Origin of the sequence: Paenibacillus sp. FSL H7-0323, assembly GCF_038002725.1 — a bacterium.
GTDB lineage: Bacteria > Bacillota > Bacilli > Paenibacillales > Paenibacillaceae > Paenibacillus_AQ > Paenibacillus_AQ odorifer.
The window spans coordinates 694,539-710,026 of record NZ_JBBODB010000001.1 but is presented as its reverse complement, the minus strand read 5'-3'; the positions used below and the strand labels follow the sequence as shown (position 1 = coordinate 710,026).

The following is a 15,488-nucleotide window of genomic DNA, read 5'->3' as shown; positions in this document are numbered from 1 at the left end:
ATGTAGCGGTAACTTGGTTTATTGACTATTTTTACCCGCAACAGCCTTTCTCCAAACGCTGATCGAGAATTTTAATGCCTTTTAGTCCTTTTGGAGCATAAACGTTCTAGTCCTTCAGCTGCACAGTGTCATACAGAAGACCTTCGAAACTTACTTCCGTTATATCGTATATCCTTCTAATTTTCTAAAAAGCCGCTGATTTACCGGATCATTCTCCGGTTATCAGCGGCTTTTTTTCCTCAGCTAGTCTTAAATTTCTGTTTCGTTCTATGCACGATAAGCAGATGCAGCCCGAAGAGCATCAGCATTACAATAGCACTTGCCAGGAATGGGACACCATGTCCTACATGATCCCATAATCTACCTGACAATACTGGCCCCGCTACCATTCCTGAGCCTTGGAGTGTCAGGAACAGCCCCCAGACCGTCCCTCGTTCTCCCTTAGGTACTTGCTTAGCCAGAAAGGCATTCCATGCCGGGAGGATAAGCGCGTAGCTTATACCGACCAGTGCCACCGCGATAAAGGCAAGTGGCAGCCAGCGAACCTGAGAGAAAAAGGCCAGCGAAAAGGCAGCTAACAAAAAACCTATATTCAGAAACACCGTTGTCCCTATACGGTCCACCAGCTTACCTGCGGGAATAAGTGCAAGAACTGTAATCCCTCCCCCTGCAATGAGGAGCAAACTGAATTGATTGGGACTAACATGCAGCTCTGTACGTGCAAATAAGGTAACTACAGGTGTCATCAAGCCAATGGCGAAGGCCTGTAGGAACAACGCCGGGTACAGCCATCTGCTGACTTTCAGGGTAGTTCTCACCTGATGCAGCGTTCTTTTTATACTTTCTAACGGACTAAGCTTTTTACGCTCCATTGCTCCGCCAAGTCCATGCATGTCCCTCACGACAGCATGAGACCCGCTAGAAGAGATTCGTTTAGGTAAGAAAAGGGCTACTACAACTACAGCGGCAGCACAACCTAACAAGACTAGAAAAGCTACGTGATAGCTTTGTCCACCCTGATCCATTAAAAAATTCACAACAATTGGACCGATTCCTGTTCCTGCGAGAGAAGCCATCTCAACAGCGCCCATGGCCGCACCACTGCTGCCGCTTTTGGTTGATCCGGCCAGCTCGGTAATCCCGGTCATCACACATGGCCAAAGCGGTGAGGTCCCGATCCCAAGAATGAGACAGGCGATGGATAACGCAACGGCCGTTTTGGCATAGATGATCAAACCAATGGCTACTAGAATCAGCAGCAATGCACTTGTCATCGTCCAGCGGAACCCTATGCGCTCCATAACCCAGCCTGAAGGACTGCGGAAGACGTTGTCCCCCAAATACTGTAGGGCAAAAGCGAATCCCACTACTGTCACCGACAGCCCCAGTATATTCTCCATATACACTGGCAATAAGGCAACAAGCAGCGAACCTTTAACAAATTCAACTAAAAAAATAATTACCCACATCTCAACAATAAATGGTGATGCTAAACTAATATTCATCCGTTGTTCAGCTTTCGTGGACATTCTATCACATCCAAATCCTAGTATTCTGAAGATTGTTTTGTTATACTGATGCTTGCCTTAAAAATTAACTATTCGCGAAAGGTTGTGACAGCATTAAATGAATCAACACCGTACTCCCCTCTTCACAGCTCTAAAAAAGCATGCCGCCGGCAATCCAGTTCAATTTCATATTCCCGGGCATAAGAAGGGGCTAGGAACCGATGCCGAATTCCGTGAGTTTATCGGCGATAACGCTCTATCCATAGATCTAATCAACATCGCACCGCTTGATGATCTACATCAGCCAACTGGCGTAATCCAGGAGGCTCAAAAGCTGGCTGCGAAGGCTTTCGGCGCCGACTATACGTATTTTAGCGTACAGGGCACGAGCAATGCCATCATGACGATGATCCTCTCTGTCTGCTCACCGGGTGAAAAAATAATTGTGCCGCGTAACATTCATAAATCCGTAATGTCGGCCATTATCTTCTCCGGAGCCAAGCCTGTGTTCGTCTCGCCTGTACAGGATGAGAATCTCGGGATAGATCACGGCATAACCACCAGTGCGCTGGAACGAGCGTTAAAGCGTCATCCAGACGCTAAAGGAGTTCTAGTTATCAATCCAACGTACTTCGGCGTATGTGCCGACCTGCGTTCGATTGTCGACCTGGCTCACCGTTACGGGGTACCCGTTCTGGTGGACGAGGCACATGGAGTACTGATTCATTTTCATGAGGATCTGCCGGTGTCGGCCATGCAGGCCGGTGCGGACATAGCTGCCACTAGTGTGCATAAGCTTGGTGGTTCCATGACGCAAAGCTCGGTACTGAATCTAAATGCGAAGACTGGGCTGATTAACCCACAACGGGTGCAGACCATTATGAGCATGCTGACTACAACATCAACCTCATATATTTTATTAGCGTCTCTCGATACATCTAGACGCAATCTCGCGCTGAACGGACATGAAATGGCGGAAAGAACCATCCAATTGTCCAACTACGCACGCGAGACTATTAACACTATCGAAGGCTTGTACAGCTTTGGTAAAGAAATACTTGGAACAGAAGCAACTTTCGATCTAGATCCAACCAAACTTAACATTCACGTTCGCCATTTAGGGATCACTGGTTACGAAACCGAAAACTGGCTGCGTGAGAAATACAACATCGAAGTTGAACTGAGTGACATGTATAATATTCTTTGCCTTATTACCCCAGGTGATACTCAAGAATCAGTAGATAAATTATTAGCTGCTTTACGGGTGCTATCCGCTATCCATTATAGCAAGGGTGAAATCTATGAACTGAAGGTTCAGGTTCCAGAAATCCCGCAGCTTGCTTTAATTCCAAGAGATGCTTTTTATGCTGACACTCAGTTAGTTCCGTTCCGCGAATCTGCTGGATACATCATTGCAGAGTTTATCTATGTATATCCACCGGGGATACCGATTCTCCTCCCTGGCGAAGTCATTACTCAGGATAATATCGACTACATTATCGACCACGTCGAAATCGGCCTGCCGGTTAAAGGGCCTGAGGACCGCAGCATCACTAATGTTAAGGTGATTGTTGAAGCCGATCCTATATCCTAAGATCTATCTTTTTCCTTAAAAACTTAAATCATTTATACAAAAACCCGATACCATAATGAGTATCGGGTTTCTGTATATAAGCATCAACTGTTCCATTCACATAGAACAGCTTAAGTTTAGTCGCTAGAATCTATTCTTGCTGAGCAAGCAGATTGTTGTAAGCTTCTTCAACAGCTTTCCATTCTTCTTCATCTTCGATATTATACAATACCATTTCTTCGTCTTCTTCTTCCATACGCAGAATAATGCCGTCTGCTTCTGGATTCTCGCGCTCTAACAACAGAGCATATAATTTCTCGCCTATGTCGAACGTTTCTACAAGCACCATTTCCACATCTTCGCCCTGCTCGTTCGTCAAGGTCAGCACAAACTCCTCGTGCTCATGGTCGTGATCATGCCCGCAACCGCATGCTTCACCATGCTCATGTTTGTGATCGCTCATTGTAATACCTCACTTTGAATTGTATTATCCTACATCTGGTATCGTACCACGTTAGATTAGTTCAGGTCAATTTAGAACACCTAATTTAACGCTGTTATTACCTTCTCCGACACAAGTACGTAATCGGCATTTTTAGAGGGCTTAATATAGAAGCCTACCCGATATTTGCCCGCTTCTTTAAAATCATAAGTAAACTCCGAGGTTGGAAACCAGAAATTATCCTTCTGCGAGCCTTCAAGCACCTGTGACTGAATATCCTTAACGTTTCCAGACGGATCTGTCATAGCCACTTTCACAGCTGAAATCTCTTCGGTCAGACTATCTACCTGAGTTAATATCTTTATTTTCAGCTTGCCTACATTGACATTGCCAAAAACCGTATCCCCTTTAAAAAGTACAATATGGACATTAGGTTTAAGGATCGTAACTTTCCCAGAACCGTCCCAAGTAACAACCCCGCCTGTTTCTCTAGCAGGAATGTACGTTTTTCCATCAATTAGATAACCGCCGTCTACAATTTCTTTTCCGTTGCTCCATACTCTAATTTTCTGATTAACGGAATCGGCGAATAATAATGAGCCACCCATTAAGGAAAAAGCAAACACGCACAAAGTGATTTTTTTCCATCTATTCATTTGAGACCCTCCAGATAATTCATGCTGTTAATATATACTTACTTTGTTTCAGCAAGTTGCGCTGATTTCAGGTAAATATTTCATTGATCTTGCGAAAAATGATATTATGGTCTTATTCGAAGTAGAAACATTAGCTATAACCGATTTCAGGAGGGTTCTTTCTTATGAGTCTAAGCCTACAAATGCTAGGAACAGGCAATGCTTTTGCGAAAAAATATTTTAACAACAATGGCTTGCTGCTAGATGAAAATTACACCCTGCTGATTGATTGCGGGATAACAGCCCCGCTTGCCATGCATAGACTTGAAAAATCCTTCAGTGACGTAAATGCTACGCTCATTACACATATTCATGCAGATCATGTTGGAGGGCTGGAAGAGCTTGCGCTAACCTTAAAGCATGTGCACGGTAAAAAAATGACCTTACTTCTTCCGGAGACACTTATAGAGCCCTTGTGGAACAATACGTTAAAGGGAGGTCTATACCAAGAAGATGCTGTGTCTTCCTTATCTGATATCTTCGATGTTAAGCCCATGCAGCCTGAAAATACCTACAAGCTCTCTCCTACTCTTTCATTAGAGATCATACAAACACCGCATATTCCCGGCAAAAACAGTTATTCCCTTCTAATAAACAACGAGATTTTTTATAGTGCGGACATGACCTTTCAGCCGGATCTACTGATTAGCCTTGTGCGGGAGCGCGGGATCCGGATCATCCTGCATGACTGCCAACTAGGTGGAACAGGCGTTGTTCACACCACGCTGGAAGAGCTGATGTCTCTGCCTAAAGATGTTCGCGAGCGGATCAAGCTCATGCATTATAGCGATGAACAACCAGATTTCGTCGGACTTACAGGAGAGATGGAATTTTTAGAGCAGCATGTGAACTATAAACTCTGATCTTTACAAAAAAAAGCCGTACATAAACGTCTGTAGACGTATGTACGGCTTTTCGTGTTGAACTATGAAAATGTCGGCAAATTATCCAGATTGTTAGTTGGATCTCCATCCGCATCTCCGCGAATATAAGTTTCTCCATCCTTACCTTTAAAAGCGTTCACTCCGGCAATATTTCCGGCCTGTACTTCTTGCAGGGCTTGGTCATACGCCAGCACACGTCCTGTAGAGGTCTGGAAGCTTGTTAAATCGCCATCCCCATTTTTTTGAACAGCTACGAAAGATTCACGTTCGTTATTTGGCACTTAAGTTCGCCCCTTGCACTTGGATTTGCCATCATTCGGCACATCCTAGCTTGCGTAGAGCGTCCAATAATTATGTGCGCCAATCTTTAAAGCATTTTTTGCATACGTACATGTAATATACCTGCATCATAAAATGGTTCTGTAGAAATAACTTCATAGCCGAGTTTCTTATAGAAATTCTCTGCCTGACACTGAGCATCTAGAATTGAAGTTTCCAGTCCAAGCTCCCGAGCAAGCTCTTCCATCGCCAGTAACAAGACACGTCCGTATCCTTTGACCCGATAGTCTTTCAATACGGCGATGCGCTGCATTTTAGCCGTACCTGCTTTGTAATAGATCAATCTACCCGTTGCTACAGGTATCCCTTCATCTATAATCAGAATATGGTGCGCATTCGGACTGATGGCATCATATTCGTCAATTTCTTCCTCGGCCGGTACCTTTTGTTCCTTAACAAATACTTTAGTACGGATATCCAGCCCCATCTGAAGCTGTTCCTCTGTAGTTACCCGTAAGATTTCTGCCGCCATGTTAGTTGCAAACTCCTCTCTCTATGTAGCCAACGATAGTTGTCTATTATATAAAATAATGACAAGAAAGAAAAGCCTACACATGGAATCCGTAACCTCTCAGTAGACTAATCCACAGAATATACTTCTTCAGGGATTGAACGGTTATATACGTCTTGCATCACAGGTGACAACGGAGGATACTGACTTTTAGATTTGCCATCCAGATTGGTCATCTCATTGATTTCGATAACTTTTGCGGGTTTCACCGTAGAGCACCCCACTACACCCAGCAGTAACACTAGGCAAACGCCGACTTCCCATTTCACAATTTTAGACATAAAAAAGCTCCTTTCATCGCAGCTGCAGTTATACTCACTACAGCTTTGACGATTCAGGAGCTTTATAAACAATAGGAGCTATTCATTCCAGTTGCCCTCTTAGAGATTGACGTTTCCAACCAAATGGACTAGATACATCATCCCAACCAAAAAGCCTGCTAAAACAAAATAAGCTGTTCCATATTTCCAGCGTGTACTGGCTGGCACATCGTAATACTTATCATTATCGTGCACGGTACAGCTGATGTCACATTGCATTTTTAAATGAAGACCATTCTCTAACGTTACTTGCTCCAGCTGCGAAATTCTTACCTTTTCAATAATACATTGCTGTGGCAGTGTAGCTTTGCCATAATAATTCAGCTGGTCCCATCTGACCACAACATACTGCTGTCTCTCTAGATCACTGTAGGTAGTAAAAGGTAAATCCCGGCGATGCTCAGCTCCTGGAATCATGTAACCCGCCTCTCGCAAGGGCTCCACGGGAATTAAGAACCCCTTAGTGACAGACTGCGGCCGGTTGTTGTTACGTCTTTTCACATATTTATTATACAGATCGTAAGCAAACATTGCCCAGATGATAAAGAACAAAATCGAACGCAAGTAAACGATTATAGCTAAGCCACCCACCAGACCCACAAGCCACAGCCAGCGCGTAACTGCGGTAGCAATACGTCCACCGTCTAGCGGATGGATTGGCAGCAGGTTAATCAAATTAAGCAATAAGCCTATATAAGCCAGGGAATAAAGAAGTGGACTATCCATATAATATGCCGCTCCAAACACAGCAGTAGCCCCAATAGTACCCAGAATCGGTCCGCCAAAAGCAACATACGCTTCTGTCTTCGCATCCAGCGGATGTTTTTTCATAGTAATTAACGCGCCTAAAAAAGGAATAAATAACGGAGCGCTGACGGGTAACCCGATCCGCTTAGCGGCTATGACATGTCCCAATTCATGAACAAGCAAAAGCAGGACGATACCTATAGCAAACCCCCACGGATAAATCAAAGCATATGCCCCTATCGAAACCATCATGGAAATTAACGGCCCGGCAATTTTACCTATTTTCAGCAGAGACAAAATCGCCTTTCCTTTTAACAGGAGCATGGCGGCTCCGCCCCCCAACCATTTCAGCGGAGTAGAAGTATTCTTTTTCTGCTCATTTTGCATTTGCGGCAAGATCACAAGCTCCTTTATCTTTCAATTTTAAGAAACTACTGTACAGTTCCATCTATCTTATCATAGTAGCATTAAATATATTTCTACAGTGAGCCCTTCGGAAAGTATACGACGCAACTTTTAGAAACGTTTCAGCGTCAAACCAACTATCTTGGATAAATTTTACTGCCAGATAAAGAAAGGGTTGGTTCATATGCTCTCTTTTCACTCCAAAGCTTGGTTATCCGTCTTAATGCTCTCAACACTTTTACTCCCTACCACCATGTCAGCAAGCTCTTCATTAACTGTATCGGAGTCCTCTGCGCTTGCCCAAGCTTCCTCTGCTAGTACTTCGCAAGTATACTACCAATTTGGCATTCCTGGTGGAAACATAGGCGGACCTGCGCTGCTCAAAAATGGTGTAATCTACGTAGATGTTCGGGGGATCGCTGAACAAGCTGGCTTAAAAATGGAATGGGATAAATCCGGCAAACGTGCTCTGTTCAAAGGCTGGACTAAAAGTTTTGCTGTTCGAATCGGGAGTCAAACTGGCGTGCTTGACGGGAAAGCGGTAGATCTAGGAGGAATACCTTTTAAATCCAAAGAAGATGGGATATATGTGCCGGCCCGTTTTATCGTTAAGGCTTTCGAAGGCAGCCATCTCCGTCTGGACTCCACAACGAACACACTTTTAGCAGATGATCTGAAGACCTACAATGTTTTCACAGAATCCTTTGGAGGGCGTACCTATACGCTGGTCAAAGCTAATGGTGATTTATATGTCTCACAAGGCAAGGATACGGTGATAAAACTCACTTCACTCCAAACAAACTTTGACTGGGCAGGAATGAAGATCGAGAAAACGGCGGGGGGTCTGCTAGTCATTAAGATTATTGATTCCTATGGAGAGCCTCATATTAATACACGCGAAATCACACTCATATTCAAAAATGGTGCATTACTACGCAAGGCCACATTCGCTTACCAGTTCAGAGGAGATGCAGATTTCAAACCTTATGATGGCAACCTCATCTTGCATGATGGTAATACCTTACGTTTCATCCAAGACGGCACAGGCAATGTAATAGATACTCTTGATCTTGTAAAGCTGGGTGGCGAGGAAGATGCTTACTATGTAGAAAGCATTGATAAAGAAATCATACTGCTTCGTGGAAATCAGAATGGATTGCTAACCTTAATCGACCGCCAAACAGGCGAGCGAACCCTTTTGTATAAGGAGCTACTCACAGCAAAGGATCAGGAATATGCGGAAAATAACGATGTTCCTTTTAAAGGAGATACTTTGAAATTCGTAAAACGGAGCGGTGACAAATTGTATTTTATAAATGACTCTCCGCTTACTGGCAAAAAAGAAGTTATCTACTCCATTGAAGCTCATTCCAATAACTCCAAGAATAATACTGATTAGAAAGTACAGCACAAGCATGTGTATAGATTAAAGAACTAATCGAATCCTCCTCAGTGATTATCCCTGAAAATTAACCTTCCTACATATAGGCAAACGCCGTGAACGTTGTAGGCAAAGGACCATAGACTGTTATCAGGATTGAAACATTCGAGGAGGATATCCATGGAATCAAATACAAATTTTCATCAACAGGTCGCTTGGAATTGCATGAATAAATATGTAGGTATAGTAACGACTGATGGTCAATCCTTTGACGGCTTCATCGCTCACGTGGATCAGAACTATATCACCCTAGCGGTTCCCAGCAATGAAATGGTCGATCGTATGAACGGAATGCCTGCCGAGCAGTCGAACTATAGACAATTCGGGTTCCAGCCCGGCTTTTACCCAAGACGCCGCTTCTATCCACGCCGTATCCCTTTTTTCGGAATAAGCAGTCTATTTCTACTCCCGTTTTTTATCTGACTCGGTGCAGGGGGATGAAGGGTCATCCCCTTTCTAGCTATTTAACTACTTAATCGGAGAAAATTAAGAAGTAAATACAACTCTACATCTATATTGATTATAAAAAAGAATTGCCATCCTACTCTATCGTATGGTATTATAAATTTCGTCGCAGGACGGTAGCTCAGCGGGAGAGCACTATCTTGACAGGGTAGGGGTCATGGGTTCGAACCCCATCCGTCCTATACTGAAAAAGCCTTATTGTATAAGGCTTTTTCTTTTGTTTAGGGATGTTTATGTTTTGAGTGAATTACGAATTGGTGCCATTATGGTGCCCTGTAGTAGACTAAAGCAAAAGTGGTGCCATAATCGGCACCACTTTTTTTATCCCTGTAACCATTTAAGAAATACATCTTTTGAGACTTTTATCATCTTTCCGACCCGCACGATATGAAATTGACCCGAGTTTAATAGTTCATATGTTTGACGTTCACCGATACCAAGTATTTGTTGGATTTCCTTCGCTGTGAGTACAGAGGGATAATCAGAAGTAGTCTTATATATTTGTTCAATCACCCTTCTCTTCCTCCTTCTCGAAAGACAAAAACTCAAATATCCTATATTTTTCAAGAGCCGCTTCAACGGCAGCTTGCGTCCGTTCTCTATCTATCTCAGGCAATAAAATCTGTTGCACTGGGCAATCCCCCTTTGTTAAGAATCCCCCGACCGAAGTCGGGGAGTGTACCATCTTAGAACGGCAGATCGTCTTTATTCACAGGAATTATTTGACCATCTGTATCTTTTAGTTCCTGTTGTTCTTCCTGTTCTTCCTGATCGTCTTCTCTTTCTTCGTTCTCGTCTTCCTCTTCAGTCACCTCTTCTATCGTCATCTGACCGGAGTCAACATTAACCGATCCATCATTATCAATCGTTCCGCGAATACCTTGATGCGTATGTGTTGGAGTATAATCATCCAGATCAGCTTGCGAGCTGCTGAAGCTTACGAATGCTAGCCAGTATTTTTAATGTTTCGCAGGATGGATACCTGCTGGTCTGTGATATTGCCCTCGATCGTTAACGTGATTACGTCCTCTTTATTACCAAATTTGATATCCTTGATCTTTGTAGTTACGTTGGCTTTCATTTATAATTGCTCCTCTCAAATTTGGGTTTTATGAAAAAATAACCACCGCAGCTAATGCGATTATTGAAGCAACACATATTGCTGCCATGTCATGCTACCGAATTTATTTCTGTCCATTTCGGCGATTTACCCTATGAATGAAACTAAGAGAATAAAAGCAAAGATGATCTTAACCATATTGACGTCAGTTCCTCCCTAAATCCGTGCTATATTAATTAAGAGGTGAATTTTATGAACGGCAAGAAAGTTATCACTATTCTTTTATCCATCTCTTTACTAGGTGTGATTGCTTACTTCGGAATAGCTTATGGATTACTATGGTATATCTTTAATGGGTAAGAAATGAAGATTATCCAACCCCTTTATAAGTTCAGTACAGCCAAACTATCTCTTATATCCTCCTTGTGGGAGAGAGTCTTTTTTTTGAAATTTGTTATACTTAAATAAAAACTTTTAATGAGGTGCTATCTTGCAATATTTTTTTTTAATACCGTTGGTATTTGTTTTGGCGATTCCCTTGGTTTTACTGTTAAAAGGTGATTATGGAACCAAAAACAAAGTTTCAGATAAAACTACTAACATAGAAAAAAAATTAGACAGAATAATAGAATTACTTGAAAAAGATAAGGATGCATAAGCATTTTTATCTTTTTTCATGTCGCAATATGTATCTACTACGTCATAACCTTTGTGAGAGGAGGGTTATTAACCCTCTCTGTCCATGTATCTTCGTACTGAGAGTATCCGATTTTGAATCTGTTATGAGCCGATTTCAAGCGAGAGGAACTGATAAAATAACTCAACTCACTGGGACACTCCCAGCGTATTACGCCATCTTTGATATCTTGATATACAAAGGTAAGGATACGGAGTTTGTACATCTGGAGTCCCGGACCAAATCTGGCATGCTTCGAAGCCCAGTATTTACAGAGTTTATCGTATAAGCACCTAATAGACTCAGGCATTAGCTTGACAGGTTATTTTATGTTTGTTCTGAATCTAAATCGCTACGGGACAAACGTGGCAACTCATAATTTCTAACAACACCTAGCCTCTAAAATTGGTCCCTTTTTTTATTAAAGAATTGGTAAAGGCAGGAGTAGACTCAATTGGTGTACTGGGATCAACTGGTAACTATGCGTATCTCTTAGTAGAGGGGAGCGTTTGCGTGTCCTTGAGCTTGCTGTTAGTTCTGCTGAAGGGATTCCCGTGATGACAAGCATAAGTGCGATTCGAACTTCAGAAGGACTTCGATTAGCGGAAGATGCACAACAAGCTGGGGCAAGTGCAGTACTCTTGGCTCCTATCTCCTTCAGGCGCTAACAGATGAAGAAGTGTTTTTTCTATACGAACAGGTGACAAGTTCACTCTCCATTCCACTTTGTGTTTATGATAATCCCGGCACTTCACATTTCCATTTCAGTGATGAGCTGCACAGCAAAATTGCTGTAGAAAAACTCAGAGCTGTTATTCCACTCCATGTTACGTTTGGAATAAGCGGGAATCCATCCGCATATCCAGGCTTGAGTGCAGGTTGTGACTTATGGTCTCAGTGCTAGGTGGTTTATTTCCGAGGTTATGTCTAGATATCACAAGAACGACTCAAAGTGGCCATTTAGAAGAAGCACAACACCTTTCAACATTACTAGAACCGATCTGGAAGTTATTCAATAGCTATGGTAGCCTTCGAGTGATTTCAGCAGCTGCTGAAATAATCGGCTTAATTAAAAGTCCTAGTCTTCCTTGCCTTTACAACCATTAAACAAATCCGTTAGGAATCACCTGAATATCATTCTAAAGGAATTAAAGTTTACTGTATAAACTTAATATAATTCATTTGGAAGTATATATGCTGCTCTATAACACTGGTAAGGATCGTTAGTTTTCATCAATACAACAAATCCCCCTCCTACCACTTAAGGTTGATGGGGGATTTGTTATAGACATGCTTATGCCAAAATCACGCTTAAAATATTACAACATTGTCAATTGTCAACTATTTTGCGTTCATTAACAATGAAGTGGGTATTTTATGAATATAATCATCTTATGCAAGGGAGCTATAATATGAATCTCACACTGATTTTTCACGCAATTGAAACAGAATTACAACTACAAATACATTTAGTCAGTGGAGAGACATATGTTGGTTTTTGTCAGGAGAGCGACTCTTCAGGTTACTTCACAATAAGAACTAAGAGTGGTTTATTTTCTTTTCCTTCTTGGGCGATCAAACGGATTAAAGAAGTGTGATATCGTAGGTTATTGAATGCATGCTCTAAATTCAAATCACTTCCAAACAAAATGAGATCCAGCAAGTTTAATAGATCCGGTGCATCCCCTCTACAATCCCACCATAATCTATAAGATGACCTATTGGATCTGGTTCCAAACGAAACCAATCCAAGTATGAGTATCCATAGAATTGCTGGATTCCCCACAATAAAGTATGTCTCTCTGTATTGAAAATCTTTATTGTTCATCAGTACAAAAACTCCTTGTTCTCCGAACTATCTATTTCTTCGCAACCAATCGTTTTTCTGCTTTAAAGTCCATCTTAATAACTTTATTGTTGTTCATGTAATTATCCCACGAATCATACTTCCAATTAGGTGAAAAGTTATGACTAATCACATCGATGTAAATACGACACTAAGTAAACACTTCCCGCTTCTGGCACATCTTTATTGTAAAGACACTTCTTGCATTGTAGCTGTGGCTCTTGAAGAAAAACGTGGACAAAATTGAGATTAACTCCTGACTGTCCTTGGTGAAGGGGAAGTATCCGATCTTTTTACAACTCCATAACAACTATCCTCCTAATTCTATAATAACTTGGTGTTAAGATGTATAAAGATTCATCATCTTAGATCCCAATGGAGGTAATCCGATTGAACAAGAAAAAGCGGTCCGCTACATTAGTTGTTATCCTGTTTTCAGCTGGTGTGCTTGCAGCCAGTGCGCTGCTCGTCCCCAGCCTGATGAATTCCGTAGTTTTCGCCAAGAACAGTTCGTCAATTCAGGGCAGTAACCGGCTGGCTTTGAGTGAAAGCACGATACCCGTGCTGAAGGTGGAGGCGCCGGCGCCAGTATCCACCATACAACAAGACCTGTATCAACAGATGACAGCAGCGCAAATCCAGCAAATCTATGACTTTATAGACAAAGCAGAAGATCCCCATACTTCAGGTCGGGAAGAAACCCAATCCGAAATCAACCGCAGACAAGTGTTGGACGATAAGTATGTGTATGACGGCCTCCGCCCCAAGCAGCAGCTGCCGTTAAAGGCTGGACAAGCAGATTTGTATCTAGATTTAGAAACCAATACGTACACCTACCCGGAGAGGAGTATGACTGATGAGGAACTGTTACAGCTGATTGACTGGTACTACCGGCTGAATTACTTCGTGTCCAAACGAAATCCGACTGTGCCTCAGCTTCAGCCTCAGAAAATCAGCCAGGTTGAAGCTGAGGCACTGGCCTCTGACAGTGTGCGCAAGCTGTTCGATGCCGACGTGTCCAAGCTAAAAACATCGGGAATGCTAATTGAGCTGGGACTAACCAAACGTCCAACCTGGACAGTTCATTTTGCTCCTTACAAGAATCTTACCCTGCTCGGATCAGGCGAGGTATTCTGGGAATATGATGTGTTGATTAATGCAACAACCGGTGCCGTAGAGGATACGACAGCCATTAATTTGGCACTGAAGAGAACTCCCATCGACGACGACGCAGCCGGCACCATCCAGAAGGATGCCAGTTGGATTCATAAAGCCGTGCAGGTCATCACGGACAAGCAGGGAGAAACAAGAACCATTGTCAAAGCTTATCTAACCGATACCGAGTTTAACAACAAACGCGGGATGGTGGATGTTAAACTGTTGCTGGAAGATGGAAGTAGCTATACCGCGGAGTTCCGCTATCCCGATCAGACTCTTCGCTGCCTAATCTATGAAGCTTCTGACAAAGCCAATTAAGCGGAAACGTTACAGAAACAAAGCAGTCGGGGCACCGCCGCCACACTGACTTTTTCAAGACCAGTTATTAATGTAATTGTGAGTATTACGCGATCACCAGATGGTTCTGATTCAGGTTGATCTGCCTTCTGAGGGGTAGTTGATGCTTCGTTTGAAACTTAACTTTCCATTATTATTCAATGTAGTAACTACATAAAAATTGGTCTTACCGTTAGAAACAGATATATCTAAAAACCTATCTTATTCCCAAGAAGCACAGTAGATGAAATACACAACATTAAAGGTGCTGTCTCTAAGAGCGGTATCTGTCGATATGGTGCAGAGGTTACATTTAAAGATGAGATCGGATATCCATATGAGTATGGTGTCTGTAAAACAACCTTTCTGTGATGCTTTAAAGTAATTAATATTTATAACTGTCAAATCATTTCATGTGTAGGTATGACTATGTTCGAAGGTTCCACCATTTGTAAAATCTAGTGGCCCAAGCATTTCCTACTGTGCATCAAATCTCAGTCGAATGAATAGTACTCAGCAGCCTAAATCTTGTAAATATTAACATTTGATTATAAAATCAAACAAAGGCGGTGTTAACAATGAGATTAGTACTGTTCATGTTGGCTGGAGTAGGCGCGATTTTCTATCTCTCATTAGGAATCATCATTGTAAAGGTAATCCTTACAAGAAAATTACCAAATAATAATTACACTCCATTTGACTACATCACGGCCCAATCTCCTGTTGAGTTTCACGATGAGAAAAAAGAGATAGAAGAAAATGCAGACCATGGTGATGATAAGGACAAAAACATCATTTCATTATCAAAACGACGACCTTCTCTTCCCTGATGCGCAATAGGCTGCTACTTCTTCATAGCCTTTGGGAGAGGATTGCTGTAACCTCCTCTATCCCTTAATGTCATGTATCTTCGTACTACGTTTCACTCAATCATTTTTTGTTAAACTAAATTTAGATTTTGTTAATTTGTTTAGAGAGGAATTAATGATTTGAAAATATCTATCCAAACATTCTTAATCACCATGTCTTTGGTATTTGGAATTATCATCGTACAAAAAAGCCTTCAATTAATTTTTTCATCT

At 42.1% G+C, this 15,488-nt stretch carries 19 protein-coding genes, 1 tRNA gene and 1 pseudogene; 9 read left to right on the top strand and 12 right to left on the bottom strand.

What is annotated here, in order from left to right; all coding sequences use genetic code 11:
* Positions 1-239: 239 nt before the first annotated feature.
* On the bottom strand, positions 240-1,529 hold the full coding sequence (locus MHH89_RS03345; protein ID WP_076219150.1) for an MFS transporter: 1,290 nt from the start codon (positions 1,527-1,529) through the stop codon (positions 240-242).
* Positions 1,530-1,626: 97 nt separating this feature from the next.
* Between MHH89_RS03345 and MHH89_RS03340 the strand changes: the two genes are divergently transcribed.
* Positions 1,627-3,102 (top strand): aminotransferase class I/II-fold pyridoxal phosphate-dependent enzyme, encoded by a 1,476-nt coding sequence (locus MHH89_RS03340; RefSeq protein ID WP_036686120.1) that lies wholly within the window; start codon positions 1,627-1,629, stop codon positions 3,100-3,102.
* A gap of 130 nt (positions 3,103-3,232) precedes the next feature.
* On the opposite strand, the gene MHH89_RS03335 is transcribed toward MHH89_RS03340, so the two are convergent.
* Positions 3,233-3,544, bottom strand: a complete 312-nt coding sequence (locus MHH89_RS03335; protein WP_036686118.1) for a DUF1292 domain-containing protein — start codon at positions 3,542-3,544, stop codon at positions 3,233-3,235.
* Between the two features lie 80 nt (positions 3,545-3,624).
* Positions 3,625-4,179 carry a copper amine oxidase gene (locus MHH89_RS03330; protein WP_036686116.1) on the bottom strand — a complete coding sequence of 185 codons (555 nt, stop codon included), beginning with the start codon at positions 4,177-4,179 and terminating at the stop codon, positions 3,625-3,627.
* 164 nt (positions 4,180-4,343) lie between these two features.
* On the opposite strand from MHH89_RS03330, the gene MHH89_RS03325 reads away from it, so the two are divergent.
* The gene (locus MHH89_RS03325) at positions 4,344-5,081 is read left to right on the top strand and encodes an MBL fold metallo-hydrolase (protein ID WP_076129115.1); all 738 of its coding nucleotides are present in this window, start codon (positions 4,344-4,346) and stop codon (positions 5,079-5,081) included.
* 62 nt (positions 5,082-5,143) lie between these two features.
* Here the strand turns inward: MHH89_RS03325 and MHH89_RS03320 are convergent, their stop codons facing one another.
* The 4 genes from MHH89_RS03320 to MHH89_RS03305 all read right to left on the bottom strand — a co-directional run bounded on the left by MHH89_RS03320 (position 5,144) and on the right by MHH89_RS03305 (position 7,406).
* Entirely contained in the window at positions 5,144-5,383 is a 240-nt protein-coding gene (locus MHH89_RS03320; RefSeq protein ID WP_036686113.1) for a DUF3892 domain-containing protein, read from the bottom strand.
* An 86-nt stretch (positions 5,384-5,469) separates the two neighbouring features.
* Positions 5,470-5,913 (bottom strand): GNAT family N-acetyltransferase, encoded by a 444-nt coding sequence (locus MHH89_RS03315; protein WP_341086327.1) that lies wholly within the window; start codon positions 5,911-5,913, stop codon positions 5,470-5,472.
* A 107-nt stretch (positions 5,914-6,020) separates the two neighbouring features.
* A complete protein-coding gene (locus MHH89_RS03310; protein WP_076219148.1) occupies positions 6,021-6,233 on the bottom strand; it encodes a hypothetical protein in 213 nt (70 codons plus the stop codon).
* Between the two features lie 99 nt (positions 6,234-6,332).
* Positions 6,333-7,406 carry a site-2 protease family protein gene (locus MHH89_RS03305; protein ID WP_076219152.1) on the bottom strand — a complete coding sequence of 358 codons (1,074 nt, stop codon included), beginning with the start codon at positions 7,404-7,406 and terminating at the stop codon, positions 6,333-6,335.
* 202 nt (positions 7,407-7,608) lie between these two features.
* On the opposite strand from MHH89_RS03305, the gene MHH89_RS03300 reads away from it, so the two are divergent.
* From MHH89_RS03300 to MHH89_RS03290, 3 genes are all read left to right on the top strand, one after another.
* Positions 7,609-8,823, top strand: coding sequence for a copper amine oxidase N-terminal domain-containing protein (locus MHH89_RS03300; protein ID WP_341086325.1), 1,215 nt, complete (start codon positions 7,609-7,611; stop codon positions 8,821-8,823).
* Between the two features lie 162 nt (positions 8,824-8,985).
* Complete coding sequence (locus MHH89_RS03295; protein WP_036686108.1) at positions 8,986-9,288, top strand: hypothetical protein; 303 nt, start codon at positions 8,986-8,988, stop codon at positions 9,286-9,288.
* A gap of 152 nt (positions 9,289-9,440) precedes the next feature.
* Positions 9,441-9,512, top strand: a tRNA-Val gene (locus MHH89_RS03290).
* A gap of 139 nt (positions 9,513-9,651) precedes the next feature.
* Here MHH89_RS03290 and MHH89_RS03285 read toward each other — a convergent pair.
* The 4 genes from MHH89_RS03285 to MHH89_RS03270 all read right to left on the bottom strand — a co-directional run bounded on the left by MHH89_RS03285 (position 9,652) and on the right by MHH89_RS03270 (position 10,411).
* Positions 9,652-9,843: a helix-turn-helix domain-containing protein gene (locus MHH89_RS03285; RefSeq protein WP_076280846.1), complete on the bottom strand. Its 192-nt coding sequence runs from the start codon at positions 9,841-9,843 to the stop codon at positions 9,652-9,654.
* On the bottom strand, positions 9,836-9,961 hold the full coding sequence (locus tag MHH89_RS03280) for a hypothetical protein (RefSeq protein ID WP_256716059.1): 126 nt from the start codon (positions 9,959-9,961) through the stop codon (positions 9,836-9,838). The genes MHH89_RS03285 and MHH89_RS03280 overlap by 8 nt, the downstream gene beginning before the upstream one ends.
* Positions 9,962-10,016: 55 nt before the next feature.
* Positions 10,017-10,157, bottom strand: a complete 141-nt coding sequence (locus MHH89_RS03275; protein ID WP_175618939.1) for a hypothetical protein — start codon at positions 10,155-10,157, stop codon at positions 10,017-10,019.
* A 119-nt stretch (positions 10,158-10,276) separates the two neighbouring features.
* The gene (locus tag MHH89_RS03270) at positions 10,277-10,411 is read right to left on the bottom strand and encodes a hypothetical protein (protein WP_256716060.1); all 135 of its coding nucleotides are present in this window, start codon (positions 10,409-10,411) and stop codon (positions 10,277-10,279) included.
* A 469-nt stretch (positions 10,412-10,880) separates the two neighbouring features.
* On the opposite strand from MHH89_RS03270, the gene MHH89_RS03265 reads away from it, so the two are divergent.
* Together MHH89_RS03265 and MHH89_RS03260 are read left to right on the top strand one after the other, a co-directional pair.
* The gene (locus MHH89_RS03265; protein ID WP_254847617.1) at positions 10,881-11,048 is read left to right on the top strand and encodes a hypothetical protein; all 168 of its coding nucleotides are present in this window, start codon (positions 10,881-10,883) and stop codon (positions 11,046-11,048) included.
* 438 nt (positions 11,049-11,486) lie between these two features.
* Positions 11,487-12,232 (top strand): annotated as a pseudogene (locus tag MHH89_RS03260) (dihydrodipicolinate synthase family protein); the annotation flags it as partial.
* Between the two features lie 356 nt (positions 12,233-12,588).
* Here MHH89_RS03260 and MHH89_RS03255 read toward each other — a convergent pair.
* Positions 12,589-12,894 carry a hypothetical protein gene (locus MHH89_RS03255; protein WP_076219146.1) on the bottom strand — a complete coding sequence of 102 codons (306 nt, stop codon included), beginning with the start codon at positions 12,892-12,894 and terminating at the stop codon, positions 12,589-12,591.
* A 408-nt stretch (positions 12,895-13,302) separates the two neighbouring features.
* On the opposite strand from MHH89_RS03255, the gene MHH89_RS03250 reads away from it, so the two are divergent.
* Positions 13,303-14,388, top strand: coding sequence for a hypothetical protein (locus tag MHH89_RS03250; protein ID WP_081392457.1), 1,086 nt, complete (start codon positions 13,303-13,305; stop codon positions 14,386-14,388).
* A 596-nt stretch (positions 14,389-14,984) separates the two neighbouring features.
* Positions 14,985-15,236: a DUF3951 domain-containing protein gene (locus MHH89_RS03245; protein WP_036686019.1), complete on the top strand. Its 252-nt coding sequence runs from the start codon at positions 14,985-14,987 to the stop codon at positions 15,234-15,236.
* Positions 15,237-15,488: the final 252 nt, after the last annotated feature.

Bases quoted from the DNA above. Each gene is read 5' to 3' on its own strand.
- MHH89_RS03335 (WP_036686118.1), bottom strand. From the start codon at position 3,544: ATGAGCGATCACAAACATGAGCATGGTGAAGCATGCGGTTGCGGGCAT.
- MHH89_RS03255 (WP_076219146.1), bottom strand. From the start codon at position 12,894: ATGAACAATAAAGATTTTCAATACAGAGAGACATACTTTATTGTGGGG.
- MHH89_RS03305 (WP_076219152.1), bottom strand. From the start codon at position 7,406: ATGCAAAATGAGCAGAAAAAGAATACTTCTACTCCGCTGAAATGGTTG.
- MHH89_RS03245 (WP_036686019.1), top strand. From the start codon at position 14,985: ATGAGATTAGTACTGTTCATGTTGGCTGGAGTAGGCGCGATTTTCTAT.
- MHH89_RS03300 (WP_341086325.1), top strand. From the start codon at position 7,609: ATGCTCTCTTTTCACTCCAAAGCTTGGTTATCCGTCTTAATGCTCTCA.
- MHH89_RS03340 (WP_036686120.1), top strand. From the start codon at position 1,627: ATGAATCAACACCGTACTCCCCTCTTCACAGCTCTAAAAAAGCATGCC.
- MHH89_RS03270 (WP_256716060.1), bottom strand. From the start codon at position 10,411: ATGAAAGCCAACGTAACTACAAAGATCAAGGATATCAAATTTGGTAAT.
- MHH89_RS03295 (WP_036686108.1), top strand. From the start codon at position 8,986: ATGGAATCAAATACAAATTTTCATCAACAGGTCGCTTGGAATTGCATG.
- MHH89_RS03275 (WP_175618939.1), bottom strand. From the start codon at position 10,157: ATGACGATAGAAGAGGTGACTGAAGAGGAAGACGAGAACGAAGAAAGA.
- MHH89_RS03330 (WP_036686116.1), bottom strand. From the start codon at position 4,179: ATGAATAGATGGAAAAAAATCACTTTGTGCGTGTTTGCTTTTTCCTTA.
- MHH89_RS03315 (WP_341086327.1), bottom strand. From the start codon at position 5,913: ATGGCGGCAGAAATCTTACGGGTAACTACAGAGGAACAGCTTCAGATG.
- MHH89_RS03345 (WP_076219150.1), bottom strand. From the start codon at position 1,529: ATGTCCACGAAAGCTGAACAACGGATGAATATTAGTTTAGCATCACCA.
- MHH89_RS03310 (WP_076219148.1), bottom strand. From the start codon at position 6,233: ATGTCTAAAATTGTGAAATGGGAAGTCGGCGTTTGCCTAGTGTTACTG.
- MHH89_RS03325 (WP_076129115.1), top strand. From the start codon at position 4,344: ATGAGTCTAAGCCTACAAATGCTAGGAACAGGCAATGCTTTTGCGAAA.